Annotated in this window: 17 protein-coding genes and 1 riboswitch; of the genes, 15 read left to right on the top strand and 2 right to left on the bottom strand. The window is 66.4% G+C overall.

What is annotated here, in order from left to right; genetic code table 11:
* Window positions 1-48 precede the first annotated feature (48 nt).
* The 11 genes from ACK28C_RS00615 (at window position 49) to ACK28C_RS00565 (ending at window position 16,209) form a co-directional block, all read left to right on the top strand.
* Window positions 49-2,604, top strand: coding sequence for a heavy metal translocating P-type ATPase (locus ACK28C_RS00615; RefSeq protein ID WP_015555984.1), 2,556 nt, complete (start codon window positions 49-51; stop codon window positions 2,602-2,604).
* 247 nt (window positions 2,605-2,851) lie between these two features.
* Window positions 2,852-3,030: riboswitch (cobalamin riboswitch) on the top strand.
* A gap of 211 nt (window positions 3,031-3,241) precedes the next feature.
* The gene (nhaC, locus tag ACK28C_RS00610) at window positions 3,242-4,756 is read left to right on the top strand and encodes a Na+/H+ antiporter NhaC (protein WP_015555985.1); all 1,515 of its coding nucleotides are present in this window, start codon (window positions 3,242-3,244) and stop codon (window positions 4,754-4,756) included.
* Between the two features lie 188 nt (window positions 4,757-4,944).
* Entirely contained in the window at window positions 4,945-6,312 is a 1,368-nt protein-coding gene (gene ord / locus ACK28C_RS00605) for a 2,4-diaminopentanoate dehydrogenase (protein ID WP_409152315.1), read from the top strand.
* A 1-nt stretch (window position 6,313) separates the two neighbouring features.
* The gene (gene ortB, locus ACK28C_RS00600) at window positions 6,314-7,723 is read left to right on the top strand and encodes a 2-amino-4-oxopentanoate thiolase subunit OrtB (protein ID WP_409152314.1); all 1,410 of its coding nucleotides are present in this window, start codon (window positions 6,314-6,316) and stop codon (window positions 7,721-7,723) included.
* A 97-nt stretch (window positions 7,724-7,820) separates the two neighbouring features.
* Complete coding sequence (locus ACK28C_RS00595) at window positions 7,821-8,183, top strand: ornithine aminomutase subunit alpha (protein WP_409152313.1); 363 nt, start codon at window positions 7,821-7,823, stop codon at window positions 8,181-8,183.
* A gap of 1 nt (window position 8,184) precedes the next feature.
* A complete protein-coding gene (gene oraE, locus ACK28C_RS00590; protein WP_409152312.1) occupies window positions 8,185-10,437 on the top strand; it encodes a D-ornithine 4,5-aminomutase subunit OraE in 2,253 nt (750 codons plus the stop codon).
* 44 nt (window positions 10,438-10,481) lie between these two features.
* Entirely contained in the window at window positions 10,482-11,597 is a 1,116-nt protein-coding gene (locus tag ACK28C_RS00585) for an alanine/ornithine racemase family PLP-dependent enzyme (RefSeq protein ID WP_015555987.1), read from the top strand.
* A gap of 10 nt (window positions 11,598-11,607) precedes the next feature.
* On the top strand, window positions 11,608-12,522 hold the full coding sequence (locus ACK28C_RS00580; RefSeq protein WP_015555988.1) for a DMT family transporter: 915 nt from the start codon (window positions 11,608-11,610) through the stop codon (window positions 12,520-12,522).
* A 16-nt stretch (window positions 12,523-12,538) separates the two neighbouring features.
* Complete coding sequence (locus ACK28C_RS00575) at window positions 12,539-13,039, top strand: GNAT family N-acetyltransferase (RefSeq protein ID WP_015555989.1); 501 nt, start codon at window positions 12,539-12,541, stop codon at window positions 13,037-13,039.
* Between the two features lie 235 nt (window positions 13,040-13,274).
* The gene (pepD, locus tag ACK28C_RS00570) at window positions 13,275-14,720 is read left to right on the top strand and encodes a beta-Ala-His dipeptidase (RefSeq protein ID WP_015555990.1); all 1,446 of its coding nucleotides are present in this window, start codon (window positions 13,275-13,277) and stop codon (window positions 14,718-14,720) included.
* Between the two features lie 55 nt (window positions 14,721-14,775).
* The gene (locus tag ACK28C_RS00565; protein ID WP_015555991.1) at window positions 14,776-16,209 is read left to right on the top strand and encodes a YfcC family protein; all 1,434 of its coding nucleotides are present in this window, start codon (window positions 14,776-14,778) and stop codon (window positions 16,207-16,209) included.
* Window positions 16,210-16,289: 80 nt separating this feature from the next.
* Here the strand turns inward: ACK28C_RS00565 and ACK28C_RS00560 are convergent, their stop codons facing one another.
* Window positions 16,290-18,560 carry a mechanosensitive ion channel family protein gene (locus tag ACK28C_RS00560; RefSeq protein ID WP_015555992.1) on the bottom strand — a complete coding sequence of 757 codons (2,271 nt, stop codon included), beginning with the start codon at window positions 18,558-18,560 and terminating at the stop codon, window positions 16,290-16,292.
* Window positions 18,561-18,757: 197 nt separating this feature from the next.
* Here ACK28C_RS00560 and uvrA point away from each other — a divergent pair, with 197 nt between their 5' ends.
* Genes uvrA through ACK28C_RS00545 form a run of 3 tightly spaced genes read left to right on the top strand, consistent with a single transcriptional unit; the run spans window position 18,758 to window position 23,339 of the window.
* Window positions 18,758-21,592, top strand: coding sequence for an excinuclease ABC subunit UvrA (gene uvrA, locus ACK28C_RS00555; RefSeq protein WP_409152311.1), 2,835 nt, complete (start codon window positions 18,758-18,760; stop codon window positions 21,590-21,592).
* Between the two features lie 5 nt (window positions 21,593-21,597).
* Complete coding sequence (rlmB, locus tag ACK28C_RS00550; protein ID WP_409152310.1) at window positions 21,598-22,515, top strand: 23S rRNA (guanosine(2251)-2'-O)-methyltransferase RlmB; 918 nt, start codon at window positions 21,598-21,600, stop codon at window positions 22,513-22,515.
* Between the two features lie 2 nt (window positions 22,516-22,517).
* Entirely contained in the window at window positions 22,518-23,339 is an 822-nt protein-coding gene (locus ACK28C_RS00545; RefSeq protein ID WP_409152309.1) for a pyrroline-5-carboxylate reductase family protein, read from the top strand.
* Between the two features lie 116 nt (window positions 23,340-23,455).
* Here ACK28C_RS00545 and ACK28C_RS00540 read toward each other — a convergent pair whose 3' ends face one another.
* Window positions 23,456-24,784: a cation:proton antiporter gene (locus tag ACK28C_RS00540; RefSeq protein WP_208872573.1), complete on the bottom strand. Its 1,329-nt coding sequence runs from the start codon at window positions 24,782-24,784 to the stop codon at window positions 23,456-23,458.
* A 605-nt stretch (window positions 24,785-25,389) separates the two neighbouring features.
* Between ACK28C_RS00540 and ACK28C_RS00535 the strand changes: the two genes are divergently transcribed.
* Complete coding sequence (locus tag ACK28C_RS00535; RefSeq protein WP_015555993.1) at window positions 25,390-26,376, top strand: substrate-binding domain-containing protein; 987 nt, start codon at window positions 25,390-25,392, stop codon at window positions 26,374-26,376.
* The last annotated feature ends 1 nt before the right edge of the window (window position 26,377 follow it).

Genomic DNA, 26,377 nt, shown 5'->3' with positions numbered 1-26,377 from the left:
CGGGCGTCCGGACGGTGAGTTGCAATAGGTTCTCGAGGAGGGATCCCGATGAAGAGGGAATCGTACGACGTTACGGGCATGAGCTGTGCGGCCTGCTCTGCCCGCGTGGAGAAGAGCGTGGCGGCGCTGCCGGGCGTCGAAGAGGTTGCCGTCAACCTGTTGAAGAACGGCATGACCGTCCGCTACGACGAGGGGGTGCTTTCCTCCGCCGACGTCGTGGCCGCGGTGGTGAAGGCGGGGTACGGGGCCAGCCTCCGCGGCGGCGCGGGGGAGAGGAGAGAGGCGCGCGGGCCAGCGCAGGACGTCGCCCTCCAGGAGTACCTGGGGCTCAGGACGCGCCTCGTGGCCTCGCTCGTCTTCGCCCTCCCGCTGTCCTACCTGTCCATGGGGCGCATGATGGGCTGGCCCATGCCGTCCTGTTTCCTGGGCGTGGAGAACGCGCTGGTCTTTGCCCTGACGCTCCTTCTGTTGGCTTTGCCGGTGGCCTTCATCAACTTCAAGTTCTTTCGAGTGGGCTTCGGCGCGCTGGCCCACGGCTCCCCGAACATGGACTCCCTGATCGCCCTCGGCAGCAGCGCGGCCCTGGTGTACGGCGTGTACGCCATCTATCGCATGGCCTGGGCCGCGGGACGCGGGGACGCGGCGACGGTCTCCCGCTTCTCCATGGACCTCTACATCGAGTCGGCCGGGATGATCCTGACCCTCATCACGCTCGGCAAGTTCTTCGAAGCGCGGGCCAAACGCCGAACGTCGGACGCCATCACGCGCCTGATGGACCTGGCTCCCCGGACGGCGGTGGTGGAGCGGGACGGGGCGGAGGTGGAGATCCCGATCGAGGAGCTGGAGAGGGGGGAGATCGCCGTCGTCAAGTCCGGACAGGCCATCCCCGCGGACGGCGTGCTGACGGAGGGCGCCGCCGCGGTGGACGAGTCCGCGATCACGGGCGAGAGCATCCCTGTGGACAAGGTCCCCGGAGACCGCCTGGTCGGCGCGACGACGGTGCGCGGCGGCTGGCTGAAGATGCGGGTCACGGGTGTCGGCGAGGAGACGACCCTGGCGCAGATCGTCCGCCTGGTGGACGAGGCCACGAGCTCCAAAGCCCCCATCGCCAAGATGGCGGATCGGGTCAGCGGCGTCTTCGTGCCCATCGTGATCGCCATCGCCCTTGCGACGGGCGCGATATGGCTCCTGGCGGGACGCGGCGTGGAGTTCGCCCTCTCCATGGCCATCTCCGTGCTGGTGATCTCCTGTCCCTGCGCGCTGGGGCTGGCGACGCCCACGGCCGTCATGGTGGGCACGGGGCGGGGCGCGGCCAGCGGCATCCTCATCAAGTCGGCCGAGGCCCTCGAGCGGCTCCACGACATCGACACGGTGGTGCTGGACAAGACGGGCACCATCACTCAGGGGACGCCGGTCGTGACGGACGTCCTGTGTCCCGCGATGGATCAGCGGGAGTTCCTGAGGGCTGCCGCGTCCCTTGAGAGCCGATCGGAGCATCCCCTGGCCGCTGCCGTCACCGCGCGGGCGGAGGCGGAGGGCTTGGAGCTCCTGTCCGTGGAGGACTTTGCCCAGGAGGCCGGAGCGGGGGTCCGCGGTGTCGTGGGAGGGCGCGAGTGGCGCGCGGGGAACCGCAGGGTCCTGGAGGCGGCGGGCCTTTACGACGAGCGCGCGAAGGAGCTGGAGCAGAAGCTGGCGGACGAGGGAAGCACCCCGATGTTCTTCGTGACGGAGGGGCGGCTGGCGGGGGTGATCGCGGCGGCGGACGTCGTGAAGCCCACCAGCCGTCAGGCCGTAGGCGAGCTGCGCCGCATGGGGCTCCGGGTCGCGATGCTGACGGGGGACAACCGGCGCACGGCCTGCGCCATTCAGCGTCAGGTGGGGCTGGACGAGGTCACGGCGGAGGTGCTGCCCCAGGATAAGGAGGGGGAGGTGCGCCGCCTGCAGGAGGCGGGGCGGAAGGTGGCCATGGTGGGGGACGGCATCAACGACGCTCCGGCCCTGGCCAGGGCCGACGTGGGCATCGCCATCGGGGCGGGCACGGACGTGGCCATCGAGTCCGCGGACCTGGTGCTGATGCGCAGCAGCCTGATGGACGTGGCGGGGGCCATCCAGCTCGGCCACGCCGTCATCCGCAACATAAAGCAGAACCTGTTCTGGGCGCTGTTCTACAACGCCCTCTGCATCCCCGTCGCGGCGGGCGTGCTCTACCCCCTGTGGGAGGTGAAGCTCAGCCCCATGCTGGGGGCGCTGGCCATGAGCTTCAGCTCCGTGTTCGTGGTGTCCAACGCGCTGCGCCTGCGCCGCTTCAGGCCGAGTTACGCCTCGGCGGACCCGATCGTGGAAGCGTCGGGCGCCGCGGAGGGAGACGAGGGTAAGGGGGTGATGAAGGTGAAGAAGCTGCTGCATGTGGAGGGCATGATGTGCCAGAACTGCGTGAAGCACGTCAGGACTGCGCTGTCGCAGGTGTCCGGCGTGTCCGGCGTGGAGGTCAGCCTTGAGGACCGGACGGCGCTCGTGACCCTTTCCGGGGACGTGGCGGACGCGGTCCTGACGAAGGCCGTCACGGACGCGGGCTACGAGGTGAAGTCCGTCGAAGCCGCGTAGGGCGGAGCCCTGCGGGTTGATGCAGGGGCCGGGGCCTGAGGGTTCCGGCCCTTTTTGAGTGCCTCAATCCATGGGTAAGAAAAGAAACGGCGATTGTTCAACATCGATACAAAAGCGTCCTTCGTTTCTGAAATTCTTTGGTCTGTTCGCCTAAAAAATTTGACAAACTCCACCCGGTTGAGTTAAACTGGGGGCCAAGTCACGAAGTGCGTTCTTTTTCACCGTTTCACTCGTGAGCTCCTTAGGGGGTTCGCACTTGATTGTCGATACCTGCGTTTGATGGACGGGAAGCCCGGTGAAAATCCGGCGCGGGACCCGCCACTGTGTGCCGGACGAGGTCGCGCAACCACTGGGTTCCGTTTTCCGGGAAGGGCGATTCGAGGATGAAGGCGAGTCAGGAGACCGGTCATTCGCGGGGAGAGGGATAGCCTTACGAGGATCTGAGGCTGTCCGTAAAATGGGTCTGTGCCCATTTTACGGACAGCCTTTTTTTGCGTTTCGAGTTCGAGCGATGTCGGGCAGTACGCTGGGGGGCTTATGGGAGGAGGTGTATCGCATCCGAGAGATTAAGTGCGCTGCGGTTGAGGCAGGGGACCCGTAAGGGCGATTGAGCTTGGAGATGGAAAGAGGGAAGACTATGGACAAGAATATTGATGCCGCCGGGAATTTCGATAACCTTCAGACCGTTGAGGAAGAATTTTTGGGGGAGCCCGGAGGAGGGAAGAAGGAGCCCGGAAGCCGGACTCCGCGGAAGGCCAACCTTATCGAGGCGCTGTTTACCTTCGGCTTTCTCATCGTCGTGATGTCGGTGAGCATTATCAAGTTCAAACTGGACCCGCATATCCCCATGTTCGTCGGCGTCATCGCGGCCGCGGTTATGGGACTGTGGTTGGGCTACAAGTGGGAGTCCCTCGAAAACGCGATGATCAAGGGGATATCTCAGGCCATGCAGTCGATCATCATCCTGGCCATCATCGGTATGCTCATCGGCGTATGGATCGTGTCGGGCGTCGTCCCCTCGATGATCCTTTACGGGCTGAAGCTGCTGTCCCCTCAACTCTTCCTGCCGGCGGCGGTCCTGATCTGCTCCATCACGTCCCTGGCGACGGGGACCTCGTGGGGGACCGCGGGGACCATGGGGGTCGCGCTCATGGGGATCGCCGTCGGGCTCGAGATCCCGCTTCCCCTGGCGGCGGGCGCAGTGATCTCCGGGGCGTACTTCGGCGACAAGATGTCCCCGCTCTCCGACACCACGAACCTGGCCCCCGCGATGGCGGGGACGGATGTCTTCACTCACGTGAAGGCGATGATCCCCACCACGGTGGTGGCCTACCTCGCCGCTCTGGGGCTGTTCGCCTATATGGGCATGGGCTATGGGGGCACCGAGACCAGCCTGGAGAGCATCAAGCTCATTCAGGACGGAATCCTGTCCCAGTTCAAGGTCAGTCCCGTCCTCCTGATCCCGCCGGCGCTGGTCATCGTCCTGGTGGCGATGAAGATGCCTGCCATACCGGGTATCGTCATCGGGCTTCTGACCGCCGCGTTCCTGGCCCCCATCTATCAGGGGGCTTCCCTTGGAGATATCCTGAAGTGCGCGCATTACGGGTACGTCAGCGAGACCGGCGTTGAGGTCATCGACACGCTCTTCACCAAGGGCGGGCTGGAGGGGATGCTCTTCTCGATCTCCCTGACGATCATCGCCATGATGTTCGGTGGGATCATGGAGGAGACGGGCCAGCTGGAGACGATAGTGAACGCCGTCCTGTTCCGGCTGAAGAGCTATGCGGGCCTCATCGTCTCCACGGAGGTGACCTGCCTGTTCAGCAACATCACCATGCCGGAGCAGTACATCTCCATCGTGATACCGGGCCGCATGTACGCTCAATCCTACCGGGAACGAGGACTGCACCCGTCCCAGCTCTCCAGCACTCTGGAGGGCATGGGCACCGTCTCGGGCGCCCTGATCCCGTGGAACACCTGCGGCGCCTTTATGAGCAATGCCCTGGGCGTGCCGACGGCCCTTTATTTCAAGTACTGCTTCTTCAACCTGTTCATGCCCCTCGTCGTGGCCGTGTTCGCCTTCTTGAAGTTTAACGTCCGCTACATGACGGAGGAGGAGAAGGCTCAGCTGGCGGAAACGGGGCGCTGCTGAGGGCGCGTTTTCCCCCATCCTGCGGGATAGGGACTGAAGTTCAGAGGATCGTATTTCCCGCTGCGCGTGAAGCCGGGCCTCGCTCAGCCCGGCGCCCTGTGCGGATAGGGTTTTTGTGTGGCTGCGTGTATTTTTGTTTGTGGTTTTATAATCAATTTGAGTTAAATTTGTAGTGAGGAGGCGTTTTCATGAGGGATATCCGTGTGATGATATGGGGATTTGGCGCGATGGGGAGCGGGATCGCGCGAATGCTTCTGAAGAAGACGGGCGTTGAGATTGTGGGGGTTGTGGTGGGGCGCAAGCACCTCCACGGAACGGACGTCTACCAGTACCTGGGGGAGGAGCGGGGGAGCCGTCCGGAGCTTTTGTTCGGCGGCACGGAGCTCATCCGAAACGGCGCGTGCGACGTGGTGCTGTTGGGGACGGACTCCTTCACCAGGAGCGCGTTCGAGAAGGTCAAGCTCTGCGTGGAGCACGGCCTGAACGTCATCACGACGGCGGAGGAGATGGCCTGGCCGTGGGCTCAGGAGCCGGAGCTGTCGCTCGAGATCGACCGTCTGGCGCGCCAGCACGGGGTGACGGTCTTTGGGACGGGGATCAACCCTGGTTTTGTGCTGGACCTGCTGATCCTGGCCATCACGGGGACCTGCGAGGACGTGAAGTCCATCGAGGCGGCGCGCATCAACGACCTCTCGCCCTTCGGCGGGGCGGTGATGCACGAGCAGGGCGTGGGGATCACGCCGGAAGAGTTCAAGAGGCGCCTTGCGGCCAACGACCTGGCGGGGCACGTGGGCTTTCCGGAGTCCATCTCGGCCATCGCCGCGGGCCTGGGCGTCGAGATCACCAAGATCGAGCAGACGAAGGACCCCATCATCTCGAAGGTACACCGCGAGACGCCCTACGCCAAGGTCGAGCCGGGGAACCTGGCGGGCATCCGTCAGCAGGGCTGGGGGAGGACGGCCGACGGCCGGGCGTTCATCCACCTGGACCACCCGCAGCAGGTTCGTCCGGAGGCCGAGGGCATCGAGACGGGGGACTACATCACCATCGACGCGGGCGGCTACACGCTGAAGTTTTCCGGCAAGCCGGAGATGCCGGGCGGCATCGGCACGATCGCGATGGTCGTGAACATGATCCCACAGGTGCTGAACGCGCCCGCGGGGCTGACCGACCTTCTGGAGCTCCCGATCCCGCACGCGATCCTGGGCGACATGAACCGGTTCGTCCACGAGCTGCGGGAGGAGCGCCGGGTCTACCACAAGGGGGACTGCGTCGTGCTGCACATTGAGCTGCTCCCTGCAGGGGAGCGGGCCGCGGGCGTCCCGGAGGACACCGCCGCGCTGCCGCTCGAGATGTGGGTCAAGGGGGAGCTCCTGGCGGAGAGCGCCCACACCGGCGAGTCCGTGCGGGTCCGGACGGCGATCGGGCGCGAGGTGGAGGGCACGCTCACCAACTGCGACCCGGGCTATCGGCACGACTTCGGAAGCTACGTCCCGGAGCTGGCGCAGGTGCATCGGCAGGTTGTGGATATCCTTAGCGGAAAGGGGGCCTGCTGAGATGGGCGGCAGGAGCTATGAGGCCGTAATGGCGCGCAAGAGCGAGATCGTCAAGGCGGCGGTCGGGATCGACTACTCGAAGTTCGAGGAGCCGGGAGGGCGCTTCGACTACGAGCGGATGATGCGGGAGGCGGTCCCCCACAGCCTCGAGGAGATCGTCAAGATTCAGAGCGGGATGAGCGTTGGCGACACGAAGCTCCTGAGCCTCGACAACGTGACGGAGCTGGCCCGGAGGACGGCCGGGGGCGGGAAGGGTGCGCAGATCCTGGTGAAGGACGAGGCGCAGAACCTCTCCGGGAGCTTCAAGGCCCGGCGCGCGGCCCTGTCCGTCTACGAGGCGCACCGGATGGGGTACAAGGGCGTGGTCGCGGCCACGTCGGGCAACTATGGAGCGGCGGTGGCCTGCATGGCGGCGCGCCTCGGCCTGAAGTGCATCGTCGTCCAGGAGTGCTACGACAGCCGCCGCGTGGGGCAGCCGGAGATCCTGGAGAAGCAGCGGGCCTGCGAGGCGATGGGTGCCGAGGTGGTGCAGCTCACGGTGGGGCCGGAGCTCTTCTACGAGACGCTGATGCTGCTGGAGGACACGGGGTTCTACAACGCCTCGCTCTACACGCCGTCGGCCATCGCGGGCATCGAGACGCTGGGCTGGGAGATCGCCCAGCAGTGCCGCAGCCAGCTGGGTCGGGACCCGGACGTCGTCGTGGCCACGAACGCGGGCGGCGGCAACATCACCGGCACGGCCCGCGGGCTCCGGAAGGCTGGGGCGAAGTCCCAGGTCTACGCGGCGAGCGTGGACCTGTCGGGGCTGCACATGGCCTCGGACCACGACTTCAACCGCAAGTCCTTCACGACGGGCCACACGGGGTTCGGCGTGCCCTTCACGGTGCAGCCGGACCGGACGGACGTACCGCGCAACGCCGCGCGTCCGCTGCGCTACATGGACCGCTACCTTCTGGTGAAGGAGGGCGAGGTGTTCTACATGACGGAGGCCCTGGCCGCCTTGGAGGGGATGGAGCGGGGTCCTGCGGGCAACACCTCCCTGGCCGCGGCGTTCGCCCTCTCCATGACGCTGCCGTCGGACCAGGTCATCGTGGTGCAGGAGACGGAGTACACGGGCGCGGGCAAGCACCCGATGGCGCAGCTCAGCTTCGCGCGCCGGAACGGTGTGGAGGTCCTGATCGGGGACCCGGAGACGGAGGTCCCTGGGAAGAACATCGTGCTGCCCGACCACCCGTCGCGCTTCAAGGTTCGGGAGCACAGCCTGGAGGCCATGCGCCGCAGCGCGCTGAAGCGCCTGGCACAGGACCGGAAGACCGCGAGCGCCGAGGACCTGGAGTACTTCAAGGCGGAGCTGAACGCGGACACGGCGTTCGTCCGGAAGGAGCTCGAGGCGCTGGGCGTCACCTGCTGAGGGGCGCGCCGGCCGTTCCGCGGGGGGAGCGCTGTCCGTTCCCCCCGCGGGTTCACGAGGGCGCCGTGAGAGGTGCGAGTGGGAGAGAGGGGAGAGCATGGCAAGAGCGGACGACTTTGAACAGCGTCGCGCGCACCTGGCGGACAAGAGCGACGAGGAGCTGTTCGACTACTTCTGGGAGTTGGCGGGCCGGGTGGTCCAGCCCATGCTGGACGCGGGGAAGGTCTACACGACGCCAGCGGTGGAGCGCAGCGTGCTGCTGCGCATGGGTTTCTCCAGCATCGAGGCGAAGCCCATCGTGGACGGCCTGGTGGAGCGCAGCCTGCTGGGGCACGGCGCGGGCAACACGGTGTGGCGCCTGTCGGAGAAGCTTGGGGTTTCCGTACGTCAGGCGGGCGTGGCGCTGGCGTCCGGAGAGCACTGGGAGCTGGTTCCGGGCCTGTACGAAGGGGGGGAGTGACGTGGGAGAGGACAGAAAGGTTCCGTTCCCGGAGGCGGGCAACCCCCCGGAGCACCTGGACAAGGACAGGAAGATCGACGTCCGCCAGATACTGAACGGGCTTGCGGACTACCGTCCGCGGCGTCACCCGTGGCACTGGCGCGAGGGCCGCGGCGTCGAGCGCCAGGTTGGGGACTTCGTCTACCGCGAGACGTCGGAGCCGCTGAAGCAGTCCGTGCCCCTGCCTGGGAGCCGTGGGTTCGGGTCCATCGACCCGCAGCCGGACTGCGTCATCACGACGGAGATCGCCTCGGGGCGCTTCGAGGACGACATCCGCCGCATGAGGATGGCGGCCTGGAACGGAGCGGACCACCTGATGGTCATCCGGACGGCGGGCCAGTCGCACATCGACTCGCTCATCGAGGGGACGACGCAGGGGATCGGCGGCATCCCGGTGACCCGGAAGCAGTGTCGTGCGACGCGCCGCGCGCTGGACCTGATCGAGGAGGAGGTGGGGCGTCCTCTGAACTTCCACTCCTACGTGTCGGGCGTCGCGGGTCCGGACATCGCCGTGATGTTCGTGGAGGAGGGGGTGTCGGGCGTGCACCAGGACCCCCAGTACAACATCCTCTACCGGAACATCAACGGCCTTCGGAGCTTCATCGACGCGTGCGAGAGCAAGAAGGTCCTGGCCTACGGCGGGATGCTTCAGATCGACGGGGCCCACAACGCCAACGCGACGGCGATGGAGGCGTGGAAGGTGATGCCGGAGCTCATGGTGCAGCACGCCATCAACTCGATCTTCTCGCGGAAGGTCGGCATCCGTCCGGAGAACATCGCGCTCTCCACCGTGCCCCCCACCGCGCCGCCGGCGCCATGCATGAGGCTGGACCTCCCCTACGCGGTGGCGCTCCGGGACCTGTTCCGAGACTACAAGATGCGCGCGCAGCAGAACACGAAGTTCATGGAGTCGGAGACGCGCGAGGCGACGGTGACGCACACGCTGAACATCGTCATCTCTCGTCTGACGAGCGCGGACATCCAGTCGACCATCACGCCGGACGAGGGGCGCAACGTGCCGTGGCACTACTACAACATCCAGGGGGTCAACACCGCGCGGCAGGCGCTGGACGGCCTGGACGGGATCCGCGACCAGGTGAAGCTGGACCGCGAGGGCGAGCTTGGGCGCACGGTTCGGGAGCTGAAGGAGCGGGCGGTGCTCTTCCTGGAGGAGATTCTGGAGGTGGGCGGCTACTTCGAGGCGGTGGAGCGCGGGTTCTTCGTGGACAGCGGGAAGTACCCCGAGCGCAAGGGGGACGGCATCGCCCGCGAGAAGGCGGGAGGCATCGGCAACGACATGATCTTCCTTCGGGAGCCGGACTACTTCGCGCCGGTCTCCGTGCACTACGGGAACAACCACGTCCCTCCGCAGTTCGAGCGCCCCTCGGACGCCATCGGGGGGGACACGTTCGAGGACCCGTCGAAGATCGTCTGGGTGGACGAGCTGGACGAGTTTGACAACGTGAACGCGCGGATTGCGGAGAAGCGGAAGTACTACGAGCACCCGAACCTCATCCGCCCCGAGGTGGAGTGGATGGCGGACGGGGTGGTGGTGGTGACGCTCCTGCTGCCGACGGACGTGCGCACGGCGGAGTTTGCGGCGCTGAAGATCGGGGAGAAGATGGGCCTCACCGACTGCGTGGCGATCCACAAGCAGGCGATGCACCCGTGCGAGGGGGCGCTGATCGAGCTGAAGGGCGTCGTGGGGTTCGACATCGACACCGACGAGCTGGTCATCCCGAAGCTGCCTGAGGTGTTGAGCGCGAAGGAGATTCGGGAGTACATCCACGAGCGCCCCATCACGGTGGTGGCGGCGACGGTGGGCGAGGACGAGCACTCGGTGGGACTGAAGGAGATTCTGGACATCAAGCACGGGGGGATCGAGGGTTTCGGCGTGAAGTACCACTACCTTGGCACGTCGTGTCCCGTGGAGAAGCTTGTGGACGCGGCCATCGAGACGAGGTCGGACGCGATCCTGCAGTCCACCATCATCTCGCACGACGACATCCACATCCAGAACATGCGGCGCCTGAACCAGATCTGCGTGGAGCGGGGGGTGCGCGACCGCCTGATCCTTGCGGGCGGCGGCACGCAGGTCACGGACGAGATGGCCGTGGCCGCGGGGCTGGACGCCGGCTTCGGACGCGGCTCGAAGGGCATCGACGTCGCCAGCTTCCTCGTCAAACAATGCAGGCAAAAGGACGCAGAAAAGTGAGCCGGAAGCAGCCCGAACGAGGAAAACGAGGAGGGAGGTAACGCATGAGGTACCCACAGATACGGGTCGATCTGGACAAGCTGCTTGAGAACGCGAGGGTGTTGTCCGGGCTCCTGAGCGCGCACAAGCTGAAGTTTCACTACGTCACCAAGTGCTTCTGCGCGTGGGAGCCGATGGTGGACGCCCTCGCGGACGCTGGAATCCGCAACTTCGCGGACGCGCGCCTCGAGAACATCGAGGTGCTGAAGCGCTGGGCGCGGAGCGCGATGCTCCTGCGCGTGCCCATGATCTCCGAGGCGGACGACGTCGTCTGCCTCTGCGACGTCAGCCTGAACTCGGAGCTCGCCGTCATCGAGGCGCTGTCGGACGCCGCGCTGACGCTGGGGCGGACGCACGAGGTCATCCTGATGGTGGAGCTGGGCGACCTGCGCGAGGGGGCGCTGCCGGAGGACGTCATGCCGATGGTGGAGCAGATCCTGACGATGCGCGGCGTGAAGCTCGCCGGGCTGGGCGTGAACTTCAACTGCTACGGCGGCGTCATCCCGACGCCAGCGAAGCTGAAGGAGCTGGCGGACCTGGCGAAGGAGGCGCAGAACCGCTGCGGCTACGAGTTCGAGTACGTGTCGGGCGGCAACTCCGGCAGCCTGCCGCTGGTGTTCGACGATCGGATACCGTCCGGCATCAACCACCTCCGCATCGGCGAGGCCTTCCTCCTTGGGCATGAGACGTCTTATGGAAGCTCCATACCGGGGATGCTGCACGACGTGTTCACGCTGCGGTGCGAGGTCATCGAGAAGAAGCTGAAGCACTCCGTGCCGTCCGGCGAGCGGGGGCTCAACGCCTTCGGGGAGCCGCCGGCGGAGATGGAGGACCGGGGGATGATCCAGCGCGCGATCATCGCCGTCGGCGGACAGGACACGTTCCCCTTCAGCCTGACGCCCCGCATGGAAGGCTTGCGCTATCTGGGACACTACTCCTCCGACCACACGATCTTCGACGTGACCCACGCGAAGGGCGACGTGCACGTCGGCGGCACCCTGGACTTCGACGTGGACTACAAGGCGCTCCTGATGATCTTCATGTCAAAGTACGTCGAGAAGGTACCGGTATGGGCAGGACAATACTTTATGATGGCAGTGGGAATGAAGAAACCGTCGTGAGGGACGAACCATGGATTCCAGGGCGCTGAGGGGCAACCTCCTGCTCCTCGTCACCTCAGCCATTTGGGGCTTTGGGTTCATTGCACAGCAGTTCGGCTCCAGGGCCCTGCCCCCCTTTTCCTTCAACGCCTGCCGTTTTGCCCTGGGAAGCGCGTCGCTGCTCCCTTTGATCGTCATCTTCGGATGGCACGATCCGGCGAGGAGGCGCGCGAGGGCTGCGTCCCGCAGGCTCTCGGTCCAGGGCGGGCTTCTGAACGGAGGCGTCATGTTCCTGGGGGCGTGGCTCCAGCAGGCGGGAATCGCGGAGACGACGGCCGGGCAGGCCGCCTTTCTGACGGGGCTCTACATCCTCTTTGTGCCCCTGTTGGGGCTCTTCATGCACCACAGGGTTCCGTTGACGACCTGGTGCGCCGGGATATTGGCCCTCGTGGGCCTCTACCTCCTGAGCGTGCGGGAGGACCTTTCCGTCTCGCGGGGCGATGTCTTCGAGATCGCGGGCGCGGTGTTCTGGGCCCTGCACATCCTGTGCATCGACGCCTACGTGAAGAGGACGGACCCCCTGGAGTTCTCGTTCTGGCAGTTCGCGTTCTGTGCGCTGTTCAGCGTCGGGACGGCCCTGTCCCTGGAGCCGGGCGGCTTTGCACACGTGGGGGACGCCCTGCTCCCGATCCTCTACTGCGGGGTGGTCTCCGTGGGGATCGCCTACACGCTCCAGGTGGTGGCCCAGAAGGACGTCATTCCCGCCCATGCGGCCCTGATCCTGAGCGTGGAGACGGTCTTCGCGACCCTGGGAGGAGCGGTCGTCCTGGGCGAGAACCTGGGGCTGCGGGGCTACGTGGGTTGTGTGTTGATGTTTTCGGGGATGATCCTCGCACAGTGGCATGGCCTGCGCGGGGGAATGCGCCCTGCGGACGTGAGGACGTGAGGAGGAGGTCGGCGCGATGCTGGAGACGGAGCGCCTTGCGATCGTCGAGGCCGCGGAGTCGGACATCGGCTGGATCGTTGCGCAGGAGAACGACGAGGAGAACCGGAGGTTCATCTGGGTCGGCACCTACGAAGAGCACCTGGCGGAGATCGCCGACCCCGGACACCGGCTGCTGGTCATCCGGAGGAAGGACGGCGTTGAGACGGTCGGTTACGCCCTGGCCCGTCTCGACTTCATGTCCGAGCGCTTCGAGCTTCGGAGGATCGTCATCGCCCAAAAGGGAAGGGGATACGGAAGGGAGTCCATGGAGGCCCTGATGAAGTACGCCTTCGAGACGCTGAAGTTCAACCGCTTCTGGCTGGACGTCTACCCCGACAACGCGGTGGGCATAAAACTTTATGAAAGCCTGAGACTTCACAGGGACGGCGTGCTGCGGCAGAACTACAAGTCCGATCGGGGCTACCTGGACCAGATCATCTATTCGATGCTGAAGGAGGAGTACTTTCATTCCACCTAGGGAGGACTTCGCCGGAGCGGAGGCTCTGAGGTGCGCGTTAGGCAACAGGGGCGAAGTTGTTGAGAACTGTCAACCGTATTGCGAATACGGGAGGGCCGGGCGTTCCGGCTTTCCCGTATTCGCTTTTGTACGGAACGCCGGACGCCTTGACAAAAGGCTTGTTCGGTTATAAAGTATCGCTATTGTTATTTAGCATAGTGCATTAATAAATAGGAGCTACGAGGAAGGGTTGTTGATGATGACGTTGGACGCGCTGAGGCGTGAGCCGGTGTTCCGGCACTTTTACGATATCTGCCAGATTCCGCACGGCAGCGGAAACGAGAGGGCGCTCAGCAACCACGTGCTGGCCTGGGCGCGGGAGCTTGGGCTTGAGGCGGAGCGGGACGCGGTGAACAACGTCCTCGTCCGCAAGGCCGCCGCGCCGGGCCGGGAGGCGGCGCCGGGCGTCCTGCTTCAGGCGCATCTCGACATGGTGTGCGAGAAGGCGCCGGGCGTCGAGCACGACTTTGCGCGGGACCCCATTCGATGGGTTCTGGAGAGGGATTTGCTCTCCACGGGAGGCTGCACCACGCTGGGGGCGGACGACGGCGTCGGCGTGGCCATGGCGATGGAGCTGCTCCAGGACGACTCGCTGGAGCACCCGGCCCTTGAGGCGCTCTTCACCGTCGCGGAGGAGACGGACTTCAGCGGCGCGCTGAACTTCGACGCGGGGAAGATACGCTCGCACTTCCTCATCAACCTGGACCACGCGGAGGGCGATTCCCTGCTGTGCGGCAGCTGCGGCGGCATGAGGGCGGACATCTGCCTTCCCGTGACGGCAGAGCCCCTGCCGGCGGGGTTTGCAGCCTGTCGCCTGGCCGTGTCCGGGCTGCGCGGCGGCCACTCTGGCGAGGACATCCACCGCGGGCACGGGAACGCCAACGTCCTGCTGGCGCGCCTTCTGATGGTTGCGGAGCGTCGAGGGGCGCGCCTCGCCTCCATCCGTGGTGGCAGCTTTCGCCTGGCCATCCCCAGGGATGCGGAGGCCGTCGTCTGCCTGGACCCCGCGGAGGAGCCCGCGCTCAGGGAGGACCTGGCCGCACTAGCGGAGGACCTGAGCCGAGAGCTGGCCGTATCGGGGGACGAGGTGCGCGTGACGCTGGAGCGGGAGCCGGAGGCCCCGGCGGCTGCCGCGGAGCCGGGGCCCGTGATCTCCGCCCTGGTCCTGACGCCGGACGGGATCTTTCAGATGAACGAGATGCTGGAGGGGCTGGTGGACACGTCGGACAACCTGGGGGAGGTCCGCTTCGACGGCCGGGAGCTGCGCCTGACCCTTGAGCTGCGCTCGGCGCGGGACAGCCTGAGGACGTACCTCTATCAGCGGATGGAGCGCCTGGCGGGCCTGCTGGGCGGGAGCTGCCGGTGCGACGACCTCTATCCGGGGTGGGAGTTCCGTCCCCGGTCGCCCCTGCGGGAGCTGTGCGTCGGCGCCTATGAGGCGCTCTTCGGCGCTGCGCCGCGGGTCCTGACGGCCCACGCGGGGATCGAGGTGGGGTGTCTGCTTCAGCGGAGGCCGGACCTCGACGCCGTGGCCATCGGGCCGGACGCCTGGGGCTTTCATTCGCCCTCCGAGCGGGTGAGCGTCCCGTCCGTTCGGAGGACGCACCGGTACCTCAGGCGCGTGCTGTCGAGCGTGAGCTGAGGCAGGGGTCCGGCAGGCCGGGCCATTCTACAATATCTACATGAAGGGAGATTTTATGATGGATGAGAGGCTGGAGCTGGAGCGGGGCGGGCGGGGACCGTCCTTTCTTGAGAGGATCACGGCGCCCCACACCTACGCGATCCTCTTCTTCCTCGCCGTGCTGGCCGTCATCGGCACCTGGCTGCTTCCCGCCGGAGAGTTCGACCGCGTGCTCAACGAGGCGGTGGGGCGGAACGTCGTCGTGCCCGGCACCTTTAAGGCGGTGGAGCAGACGCCCGTGTCCTTCTTCGGGCTCTTCACCGCGTACATGGAGGGGTTCATCGAGGGGGCGGACGTGGTGGGTTTCGTGTTCTTCGCCTACACGTCCTGGTACGTGGTGCTGAGGACGAAGGCGCTGCACGCGGCGGTGGGGGCCATGCTCCGGGTCTTCGGGGAGAGCCAGCGCCGCTACATCATGCCCTTCTTTCTGTTCGTCTTCGGGTTCTGCGCGTCGATCTTCGGCATGTTCGAGGAGAGCTTCGGCTTCCTGCCGCTGTTCGTGGGCATGGCCATCGCCATGGGCTACGACGGCATGGTCGGCGCGGCCACGGTGGCCGTTGGGGTCGGGATGGGCTATTCCGCGGCCATCATGAACCCCTTCACGGTGATCCTTGCCCAGAAGTGCGCGGAGCTCCCCCTGCTCTCCGGCTGGCCCTTTCGGCTGGTCCTCAGCCTGTCGTTCTTCGCGGTGTCGGCGCTCTACGTCGCGCGCTACGCGGCTCGCGTCAAGGCGGACCCGACGCAGAGCCTCCTCCACGGCGTGGACATGGGAGAGCTCCACATGGACCACGACGAGCTCGTCTCCATGAAGTTCAGCCTGCGGCACAAGCTGGTGTGCCTCATCTGCCTGGGGGCCGTGGGCGTCCTGATGTGGGGCGTCATCGCTCAGGGCTGGTACTTCAACGAGCTGGGCGCGCTCTTCGTGCTCATGGGCATCCTGGGAGGGGTGGTGGGCGGCCTGGGGGTCAACGGCACGGCGAAGGCCTTTGCGGACGGCTTCTGCGACATCGCCGCCGGGTGCCTCCTCATCGCCTTCGGGCGCACGATGCTGGTGATCCTGCAGAAGGGGCACATCATCGACACGGTGGCCTACTACTGCTCCCTCCCGCTCTCCGTCCTGCCCAAGTGGCTGGCGGCCGAGGGGATGCTGGTGGTGCAGAACCTCATCAACTTCTTCATCCCCTCAGGCAGCGGGCAGGCGGTCGTCACCATGCCCATCATGGCGCCGCTGGCGGACCTCTTGGGCATCAGCCGTCAGGTGGCCGTGCTGGCGTTCCAGTTCGGCGATGGCCTCTCCAACGTCATGTGGCCCACGGCGGACATCCCCATCATCTGCGCGATCGCCCACATCCCCCTAAACAAGTGGTATAAGTTCTTCCTCCCGCTGTTCGGGATTGGGCTCCTGATGCAGGCCGCAGGCATCGCAGCGGCGGTGCTGCTGGGGCTGTAGGGCGCTGCCGGGCGCGGCAGAGATGCGGTGAATCGGTGAATATGAAGGGGGCGGCCAGAGACGGTCGCCCCCTTCGTGCGTTACGGGTCGAGCGTGCCCTGTGCCTCCGATCCTTCGATGGGGGGGACGAGGTATACGTCCGTGCGGGGAAAGGGGATCTCGATGCCCTCCTGTCGGAACAGGGAGGCGATGTGATGCCGCATGTCGCTCGCCACCTTCATCGTGGAGGCCGCCGTCAGGTCCACCCAGTAGTACATCTCGAACTCCAGGCTGCTCTCTCCGAAGTTCCGGAACAGCACGAAGGGAGATGGGTCCTTCAACGCCTTGCTGTGGTCCCGGATGACCTTCGTCAGGAGCTCCTCCACACGGCGCGTGTCCGTGCCGTAAGCCACCTGGACCTTCAGCACCTCGCGCTTCTTCACGTCGCTGCCCGTCCAGTTCGTGACGCGGTTCTCCAGCAGATAGCGGTTGGGCACGATGACGTCGAAGCTCTCCCAGGTGCGGATGCACGTGGAGCGGGAGCCGATGTCCTCGACGATCCCATTGGTGCCGTCAACCTCGATGATGTCTCCCACCTTGAAGGGCCGACTGAAGATGAGGATGAAGCCGCTGATGAGGTTATTGAAGAGGTTTTGGGCTCCAAATCCAATGGCCACCGCTATCGCGCCGCCCAGGAACGCGAAGGCCGTCAGGGGGATGTTGACGATCTGGAGGGCGATGAGGACGAAGGCGAACCACAGGACGTAGAAGACGATCCGCTGCGCGGCACCGGCCGCCGTGGTCTGTGAGGGAAGGCCGTAGAGGATCCAGCGCTGGATCCAGCGGCTCCCCCAGGAGCTCAGAAAGAAGCTCGAGATGAACACCAGAAGGGCGGTGACCAGCTTGATGACGGTGACCGCGTAGCCCTCGCCCTCCCACAGCTTCGTGTTCAGGAAGTCCATGACCGTGGCCTTGCCGAAGCTGCCGACCTTCTCCGCGATGCGCACGGCGTTGAGCTTTTCGCTGGCCTCGTCGTAGAACGTCTGCAGCAGGAAGATCTGGTTCGGGATCAGGGAGGAGTAGAGGTTCAGGACGTTGGCGACGGTGTCCTTCGCGTTCTGGAGGGCCTGGCCGAGGTTCTGCCGGGTCCGCCCGTCGGTCCCCTCCGCCTGCTCGGTCATCGTGGCGATGCTGCGCTGAAGCTCGCTCTTCATTAATTGGATGGCCTCGAGCTGGCGTTCCAGCTCGGCCATCCTGCTCCTCGCGTCGCTGCGGTACTGCCAGATATCCTGGCCGGAGACCTGGTCGTGAAAGAGCTTGTAGCGCTTGCGCCACAGGTCCTGCGCCTCGCGGAGGCAGCGGACCTTGTCCTCCAGGAAGGTGGCGGAGTACTCCAGCTTGTTCGTGTTGGTCTTGCGCTCCAGGTAGCGCGAGGAGGCGGCGGTGAGGGGAAAAACGTCGGCCGACTTCATGGCGGCGTAGGCCTTCGTCAGGTCGGAGGCCGCGCTCAGCAGCATGGCCCGGCCATTCTCGAGCTGCACCGCCGTCTCGTCGATCTCCCGGTCCAGGCTGGCGACGCGGGCGTTGAGCAGGGCCTCCGGGAAGGTGAGCCGCCCCTTGACGGAGGCCAGTTGCGCCCTCATGCTCCGGATGAGCGCGACGTTCGCGTCGCAGCTCCGCTTCGCGGCCAGGACCTGGGCCCATGAGGCCGCCATCCTCACGCGGGCCAGCTCCAGCTTCAGCTCCTGAAGCTTCGGCGGTGTCGGGGAGCCGTCGTCCGCCCCCGCGCCGCCCTTCAGGCTCTCGATGTCCGACTGGCTCAGCTTGAGCACGCCAAGCTTGGACTGCAGGTAGAACATCTGCACGTCCAATTCGTTGGCCGCTTTCTGGATCCGCATTAGGAGGTCGTCGCTGAAGTCGATGTCGGCGACGGCGGGGAGGTCCTGCGACGCGGGGAGCCCCGAAGCGTCCGTGGCGCGGGGCGGCTGGCTCTGGAGCATGGAATTGTAGGCGGACCAGTCCAGGCTCAGGTCGGAGAGGAGGCGCGCGTACTGCTCGCGCTGCTCCGCGCTGAAGCCCCAGCCCGCCGCGTCCTCGGAGGCCGTCGCAATGAGCCTGTCAAGCTGCCTCATGCGCGCCGCGATGTCGATGCTCGTGAGCTTTCCGTCGCCCAGCTCCGCCTCTACGGCGGCCTGACGCTGCGCGATGTCCCTGCTGATCTCGTCCTGGGCCTGAACGACGTCCGTGGGGGGCGTCCAGTCCTCCGCTGCGCCGGCCGCCATGGGCCGGAGGAGCGGCGTCAGTGCCAGGAGGACCGCGAGGAGGAGCCTCCCGGCCGGCGAGCCGACGCGGAGAGCGCGTCCTGACGTCATGTCCTCACCTCTTTCGATTTCGGGATGAGGCGCCGTTGACCCCTCATCCCGCGCCGCGCTTCATGATAGAATACGCGGTGAACGTGAGGGGGCGCCCCGCCGAGGGGTTGAAACCCATTGAAGATTATATCGCATTCAGCCGCTCCCCGGCGCGCCGGGGAAGCGCCAGCGGTAGCGAACGAAGGAGAAAACATCTTTTGACCGATTGCATTCACATCAGGGGCGCGCGGGAGCACAACCTGAAGAACGTGAGCGTGGACATTCCCCGCGGCAGCCTGGTGGTGATCACGGGGCCGTCCGGCTCCGGCAAGTCCTCGCTGGCCTTTGACACGCTCTACGCCGAGGGCCAGCGGCGCTACGTGGAGTCCCTGTCCGCCTACGCGCGCCAGTTCCTGGGCGTTCAGAAGAAGCCGGACGTGGACGAGATCACGGGGCTCTCCCCGGCCATATCCATCGAGCAGAAGGGGACGGGGCACAACCCGCGCTCCACCGTGGGCACCGTGACGGAGATCTACGACTACTTCCGCCTGCTCTACGGCCGCATCGGCGTCCCCTACTGCCCGAAGTGCGGGAGGCCCGTGGAGCGCCGCTCCATCGACGAGATCGTGGGGCACATCCTGAAGAACGACGCGGGGCGGCGCATCGAAATCCTCGCGCCGCTGGTGCGCGGCAAGAAGGGCGAGTTCAGGAACCTCCTGACCCAGGTCCGCGAGAAAGGCTACTCCCGCGTGCGCGTGGACGGGTCCACCCTGTACCTCGAGGACGAGATCGACCTGGACAAGCGGAAGCGCCACAGCATCGAGGTGGTCATCGACCGTCTGCGCGTGGCGGAGGACCGCCGCAGCCGCATCGCGGAGTCCGTCGAGGCGGCCATGAGGCAGTCGGACGGGTACGTGCTCATCGCCGTCGAGGGGGAGAAGGAGTACATGATGACGGAGAAGTACGCCTGCGCGGAGTGCGGCATCGCCATGCCGGAGATCGAGCCGCGCCTCTTCTCCTTCAACAGCCCCTTCGGCGCCTGCCCCGACTGCAGCGGCCTGGGCAGCCACGAGCACTTCTCCGAGGACCTGGTCATCGACCCGGACCGGTCCGTGCTGGAGGGGGCCATCATCCCATGGAAGACGAAGCCCTACTACGTTAAGAAGATCCGGCTCTTTGCAGAGAAGTACGGCTGGGATCTGGCGCCGAAGTACGGGGACCTGCCCGAGGCGGTCCGGAGCTTCATCTGGAACGGCAGCGGTGCGGAGCGGGTCCCCATGGTGTTCGACGAGGGGGGCGTCGCGCGGCCCTACATGGGGCGCTACGAGGGCGTCGTCAACTGGCTTGAGACCATGTTGAGGGACACGGAGTCCGAGAAGACCCTGGAGGAACTGGCGGCCTATCGGGAGGAGGACGTCTGCCGGACCTGCGGAGGCCTGCGCCTGCGCCCGGAGGCCCTGAACGTGAAGGTGGGGGGCTACGGCATCGGGGACCTGATGGTCATGCCCATCGACGAGCTGGCCCTGAGGATGCGCCGACTAGACCTGGGGCGGACGGAGACCAGCATCGTGGAGCAGGTGCTGAGCGAGATACGCCGGCGGCTCGACTTTTTGGTGGACGTGGGCGTGGGCTACCTGACCCTCCTTCGCCGGGCGGACACGCTGTCTGGCGGCGAGAGCCAGCGCATCCGTCTGGCGACGCAGATAGGCTCCAACCTCAGCGGCGTGCTCTACGTGTTGGACGAGCCCACCATCGGTCTGCACTCCCGCGACACGGAGCGGCTGGTGCGCTCCCTGGACTCCATTCGGGACCTCGGCAACACCGTGGTGGTGGTGGAGCACGACCGCGAGACGATGAAGGCGGCGGACGCGCTCATCGAGATGGGGCCGGCGGCGGGGGAGCTGGGCGGGGAGGTGCTGCAGAACGGGTCCTACGAGACGGTGGTGGCCTCAAACGGACTCACGGGGCCCTACCTTCGGGGCGAGGCTTCGGGCATCGTGCGGCGGGGCGAGCGGCGGAGGCCTCAGGGCTGGCTCACGGTACGGGGTGCCGCGCACCACAACCTGAAGAACATCGACGTCAAGATTCCCCTGGGCGCGTTCACCTGTCTCTGCGGCGTGTCGGGCTCCGGCAAGAGCAGCTTCCTCTACGACGTGCTCTACCGCGGCCTCCGGCGCAGGTTGGACCGCGACTTTCGTGAGCGTCCGGGCCGCTTTCGGGCCATCGAGGGGGCGGAGGCGTTCGACAACGTCGTGTTGGTGGATCAGAGCCCCATCGGGCGCACGCCGCGGTCGAACCCCGCCACCTACACGGGGGTCTTCTCCCTGATCCGGGAGTTCTACGCGGGGCTGCCCGGAGCGAAGATACGCGGCTACAACGCGGGGCGTTTCAGCTTCAACGTGAAGGGCGGTCGCTGCGAGGCCTGTGGCGGCGCAGGGTCCATGAAGATATCCATGCTCTTTCTGCCGGACATCTACGTGGACTGCGAGGTGTGCGGCGGGACGCGCTACAATCACGAAACGCTGGAGGTGCGCTTCAAGGACCGGTCCATCGCGGACGTCCTGGCCATGACGGTGGACGACGCCGCGGAGTTCTTCGGGGACATCCCTCGCATCGCGGGCCGCCTGCGGCTGATTCAGGACGCCGGCCTGGGCTACATCCGTCTTGGGCAGTCGGCCCTGACGCTGTCGGGGGGCGAGGCTCAGCGGGTGAAGCTCTCGAAGGAACTGTCGAAGAAGTTCAGCAGCCGGACGCTCTACCTGCTGGACGAGCCCACGACGGGCCTGTTCTACACGGACGTGAGAAAGCTGATGGAGATCCTCCACCGCATCGCCGACAACGGCAGCACGGTGGTGGTCATCGAGCACAACCTGGACGTCCTGCTGTCGGCGGACCACATCATCGACCTGGGGCCGGAGGGCGGGGAGGGCGGCGGCCGCATCGTGGCGGAGGGCACCCCCGAACAGGTGATGAGGAAAAAGGGGTACACGGCGCGTTTCCTGCGGGAGTACGCGCAGGAGATCGAGGGGGCAATGGCCCTCAAAGGAGCGTAGGACACATGGCGGAACGATTCAGCGGAGGAAAGGGCGGGCCGCGCCGAAGCGGCGGGGAGGGGCGCAGGCGTCCCGACCTGAGGGGGCCGGGACGCCCCACAGAGGCGCGGCGGGGCGGCGCCCCGCGAGGGGAGCCCCCCCGAAGGTCCGCGGAGCGGCCCCTGCCACCGGATGACGTCTGCTGGGGGCGCCAGCCCGTGCTGGACCTGGTGCGGAACACGCCCTCGCGGTGCACGCGGCTCCTGATCGCCAACAACGTCCGGCCGCCCTACCTGGATGAGCTGGTGGACCTGGCCCGGGCCGGGCGCGTCGTGTATCAGCTGGTGGCACCGGAGGCCCTGGACAAGCTCTGCCCTGGAGAGCGCCATCAGGGGGTGGCCTGCCGACTGACGGAGACGGTCCCCGTGGACCTGGAGCCCTTTTTGAAGGCCCTGCCCGCGGAGGCGCCGGCCCTGATCGTGGTGCTGGACCACGTGGAGGACCCCCACAACCTGGGGGCCATCGTGCGCTCCGCCGAGGCCGCCGGAGCCGCGGCGGCGGTCTACTCGCGCCGCCGCTCCGCGTTGCCGGGAGGGACGGTGGTCAAGACCAGCGCCGGCGCTTCCCTGCGCCTTCCGATGATCCCGGTGGTCAACGTCGTCCGGACGCTCGCGCAGCTTCAGGCCGCAGGATTCTGGACCGTGGGCCTTGAGGGGCGCGCGGGGGCCAGCCTGTGGGAGGACGAGCTGCCGGCGCGCCTGGCCCTCGTCGTCGGCGCCGAGGGGGAGGGGCTGTCGCGCCTCGTGGGCGAGAGCTGCGACCAGCTGCTGCGCATCCCCATCCAGGGCGGCGTGGGGTCCCTCAACGCCAGCGTGGCCGCGGCGCTTGGGATGTTCGAGTGGAGCCGGACCCGCGCGTCCGCTTCGGCTCAGGGAGGGGATTAGTCGTGGAGAAGGACGTCGGGAGGACGGGCATCGCCGTGATCGGGGCGGGAGCCCTGGGGGGCGCCGTGGCGCGCGGCCTGGCCAGGGCGGGGTGCCGGGTGACGGCTTCGTGCCCGCACCCGGACCGTCGGCCGGAGGTGGCGCAGGACGGCGTTCGATTGATCGCGGACAACGCCGAGGCGGCCCGCGGCGCGGAGGTGGTGATGTTCGCCCTGAAGCCCCACCTGACCCTGGGGGCGGTGCGGGAGCTCTGTGGCGCCTTGAAGGGAAAGCTCTGCGTCTCGCTGGCGGCGGCGGTGTCCCTGCCCATGCTGGAAGAGGCGGCCCCGGAGGCCCGTTGGGCCCGCGTCATGACGAACGTCTGCGCGGCGATGAACGCGGCCTTCAGCGGCGTGGTGGCCTCGGAGGGGTGCGCGCCGGAGGACGTGGAGTGGCTTCGCGCGGCCTTCTCCCTGCTGGGGGACGCGGAGTTTACGGAGGAGGGCAAGCTGGACGCCCTGACCGCGCTGATCGGCTCCGGCCCCGCGTTCTTTTTGGAGCTCCTGGAGGGGGCCGCCCTGGGGGGCATCCAGGCGGGGCTGCCGAAGGCCCTGGCCTACCGGGGCGCCGCCGCCGCCGCGCTGGGCGCGGCGCGGCTGGTGACGAACTCCGGCCGGGCTCCCTCCGACCTGAGGGACGCGGTCTGCACCCCCGGCGGCATGACCATCGAGGGCGTTGCGGAGATTGAGCGCCGCGGCGTCCGCGGCGTCATGATGGACGCCGTGACGAGCACGGCGCAGAAGGGCAGCGTCCTGACGCATTCCGTCGCGGAGTCCCTGCGCTGACGTCAGGGGACACTTCGCGGCGGAGCGGGGGCCGGAGACGCCTTGACGGGGCGTCTCCGGCCCCCCCTGTCATATCTGACGGCCCGCCGGCCGGAAGGTCGTTCCAAATTCCCGATTCAATCCTCGCGCTGCCGGTTCGAGCGGACGTCCTCCAGCCTCTGCCTTCGATGGTGACGGTTGAACAGGCGCCCCAGGACCCTCTCGGTCTTCTCGGCGAGGGTGTAGTTTTCGATCAGGCGGCTCCCCTTCTCCGCGGAAACCTCGCCCCTGAAGGCCGCCTTCAGCATGGCCGGGGAGAGGATGGTGCAGGCGATGATCATGATGATGATCGGGCCAAGGTACTGTTCGTGGATGGCGTGCATGGCGATGCCCTTGTTGGCGACGATCAGCGCGACCTCGCCGCGGCACACCATGCCGAGCCCCGTCTGGACGCACTGCCGGTCGGTGAAGCCGCAGAGCTTCGCGCCCAGCCCGCAGCCGATGAGCTTGGAGGCGACCCCCACCAGCACCAGCACCAGCGTGAAGAAGACGAGCCAGCCGGACATTTTGGGGATGGAGACTTCGAGGCCGATGTTGGCGAAGAAGACCGGCGTCAGCAGGAGGTAGCCCATCGTGTCGAACTTGCTGGCGATGTACTGTCCCTTGGGCGCCGTGGCGATGATCATGCCCGCGGCGAAGGCCCCCGTGATGTCCGCGATGCCGAACACCACCTCGGCGGTCCAGGCCATGAAGAGGCAGAAGGCGAAGCCCGCCACGGGGTAGCGGCGTAGGTTCCTCTCCGCATTGCGGTGGTCCATCCACACCATGGCCCGATGGTAGGCGACGGCAGCGATGCCCACGAAGGCGAAGAAGCCCAGGAGCCTCACGCCGATGAGCGCCAGGCTCACCCGCTCCCCTCCCATCCCGCTGACGATCGTGAGACAGACCAGGCCCAGGATGTCGTCGATGAGCGCCGCCGCCAGGATTGTGTTGCCCACCTTCGTGGTCAGCATGTCGATCTCCTTCAGGGCCTCCACGGTGATGGAGACGGAGGTGGCGGTGAGGACGGAGCCCAGGAACAGGGCGGACTCCAGGTTCGTGCCCGGCTCAAAGGCGTAGAGCATCAGCACCCCCATGCCGAGCGGCGTCAGCACGCCGAGGAGCGCCACGAGGAACCCTGCCTTGCCGGATGCCTTCAGGTCCTTGACGCTGGTCCCCATGCCGGCGGTGAACATCAGGACGATGACCCCCAGCTCCGCCAGGCGGGAGAGGAGCGGCGAGGGCATGAGGCAGAACCGGATGCCGAAGAGGGCGTTCGTGAGCTCCCCCAGCACGGCGGGGCCGAAGATCAGCCCCGCCATCAGCGCGCCCACCACCTGTGGCAGCTGGGCACGGCGCGAGATGAGGCTGAATATCTTCGTGGACAAGAGAATGACGCAAAGGCTCAAGAGATAGGTGTAATCCAAAGACGATTCCTCCCGTTTATGCGACTGTCGATCGCTGTCCCGTGAGCGTTATACCATACTTTCGGGGATTTTAAAAGAAAGGGCCGAAGGGAATTTTCGATTCCACTTTGGGGGCTCCGTGCCGACGCCCCGCCGCTCTTCGGTGCCTCGCTGTCCGCTGACGGAACAGTGAGGATTACGTTTTTGTCCCCCTTGACTTTACCGTCCTCCTTGACGCATACTTACGCGGGGCCCCGGCCGGGGAGTTGGACTGAGCGGCGCGGCCCCGCACTCTTGGTCAAGACGGGAGGGGGGATCGCTATGTTCGGTTTTTCCTGACGCGCTGAGCTGCGGTGCACGGGATGCATCGTTCGGTGCGGTCCTCTGTGGATCGGTCCTGCGTCGTAAAGACGATTTCGACAGGCCCCGCTTTCCCGCCCCTCTCCGCACCGTTCGTTGACCCCCTGATGGGGTCTTCCCTTCATCTTTGTCTTTAATTTTCATAAACGACACGAGCGCTCCCTGCCCGTCGGCAGGGGAGGCGTTCTGCGTCGCGCGACCGATCCGCTTCGGAGGGGCGCGCGGTCGTATCGTTATCTTCGAGTCCTGAGGAGGATTGTGTGTTCATGAAAAAAACAGTTGCCCTGTTGTTGGTTGCGCTCGTCCTGTTCCCGTCCATGGCCTTCGGCGTCGACTCCAGCCAGGAGGCGAAACGCTTCAAGGTCTGGTTCGACACGGGCGGTGGCCCCGGCGAGTCCTACGGAACCGTGCTGCAGAACGGCGCTGCGGCCGCGGCGCGGGACCTGGACCTTGACATCGTGTTCGTCTACTCCGACTGGAACGCGGAGAAGATGCTGGAGAACTTCCGTCAGGGGCTGACCTCGAAGCCGGACGGGATGGTCGTCATCGGGGTCCCCGGCGACGACGCCTACGAACCCCTGATCGATCAGGCCTATGCCCAGGGAGCTCTCGTCACCTGCGTTGACACGCCGCTGCCCCGCCTCTACCAAAAGTACCAGTCCCGCGGGTTCGGAATGATCGGCCCGGACAACTACAATCAGGGCAGGATGCTGGCCGAGCGCTGCGTTGCGCAGTTCGACCTCAAGAAGGGGGACCGGGTCATGGTCTGGGGGTTGAAGAGCCTGCCCGGACGCGGCCGGCGCGCCCAGGCCATCCTGGACGTGTTCGAGAAGGCGGGGTTGACGGCGGACTACATCGAGATCTCTCCTGAGATCAACAAGGACGCGACGCTGGGCGGTCCGGTCCTGACGGGCTACCTGTCCTCCCATGAGGATTGCAGGCTCGTCGTCATCGATCACGGAGCGTTGACGGCGCAGTCCGGGAACGCCCTCCGGTCCGCGGGGATGGACCCCGACCGCGTGGCGGTGGCCGGCTTCAGCCTCTCCCCCGCGACGGCCGAAGCCATCCGTTCCGGCTACCTGGACCTCGTGGGCGAGGGGCAGCCCTACCTCATCGGCTATCTGGCCGTTGTGAACCTCGTCCAGTCGCGCCTCTGCGGATTCGGCGGGCTGGTGATCGACACGGCGGGCGGGTTCGTGGACAAGGACAACATTGAGCAGATCGCCCCCCTGGCGGAGAAGGGCGTGCGCTGAA

It is taken from the genome of Fretibacterium fastidiosum (genome assembly GCF_964642095.1).
GTDB classification, from domain to species: Bacteria; Synergistota; Synergistia; order Synergistales; family Aminobacteriaceae; genus Fretibacterium; species Fretibacterium fastidiosum.
Note: the sequence above shows the minus strand (reverse complement) of the source record. Positions and strands in the feature narration are given on the sequence as shown.

Bases quoted from the DNA above. Each gene is read 5' to 3' on its own strand.
- rlmB (WP_409152310.1), top strand. From the start codon at position 21,598: ATGGCGGAACGATTCAGCGGAGGAAAGGGCGGGCCGCGCCGAAGCGGC.
- ord (WP_409152315.1), top strand. From the start codon at position 4,945: ATGAGGGATATCCGTGTGATGATATGGGGATTTGGCGCGATGGGGAGC.
- pepD (WP_015555990.1), top strand. From the start codon at position 13,275: ATGATGACGTTGGACGCGCTGAGGCGTGAGCCGGTGTTCCGGCACTTT.
- ACK28C_RS00615 (WP_015555984.1), top strand. From the start codon at position 49: ATGAAGAGGGAATCGTACGACGTTACGGGCATGAGCTGTGCGGCCTGC.
- ACK28C_RS00580 (WP_015555988.1), top strand. From the start codon at position 11,608: ATGGATTCCAGGGCGCTGAGGGGCAACCTCCTGCTCCTCGTCACCTCA.
- ACK28C_RS00575 (WP_015555989.1), top strand. From the start codon at position 12,539: ATGCTGGAGACGGAGCGCCTTGCGATCGTCGAGGCCGCGGAGTCGGAC.
- ACK28C_RS00565 (WP_015555991.1), top strand. From the start codon at position 14,776: ATGATGGATGAGAGGCTGGAGCTGGAGCGGGGCGGGCGGGGACCGTCC.
- ACK28C_RS00560 (WP_015555992.1), bottom strand. From the start codon at position 18,560: ATGACGTCAGGACGCGCTCTCCGCGTCGGCTCGCCGGCCGGGAGGCTC.
- nhaC (WP_015555985.1), top strand. From the start codon at position 3,242: ATGGACAAGAATATTGATGCCGCCGGGAATTTCGATAACCTTCAGACC.
- ACK28C_RS00595 (WP_409152313.1), top strand. From the start codon at position 7,821: ATGGCAAGAGCGGACGACTTTGAACAGCGTCGCGCGCACCTGGCGGAC.
- ACK28C_RS00535 (WP_015555993.1), top strand. From the start codon at position 25,390: ATGAAAAAAACAGTTGCCCTGTTGTTGGTTGCGCTCGTCCTGTTCCCG.
- ortB (WP_409152314.1), top strand. From the start codon at position 6,314: ATGGGCGGCAGGAGCTATGAGGCCGTAATGGCGCGCAAGAGCGAGATC.
- ACK28C_RS00585 (WP_015555987.1), top strand. From the start codon at position 10,482: ATGAGGTACCCACAGATACGGGTCGATCTGGACAAGCTGCTTGAGAAC.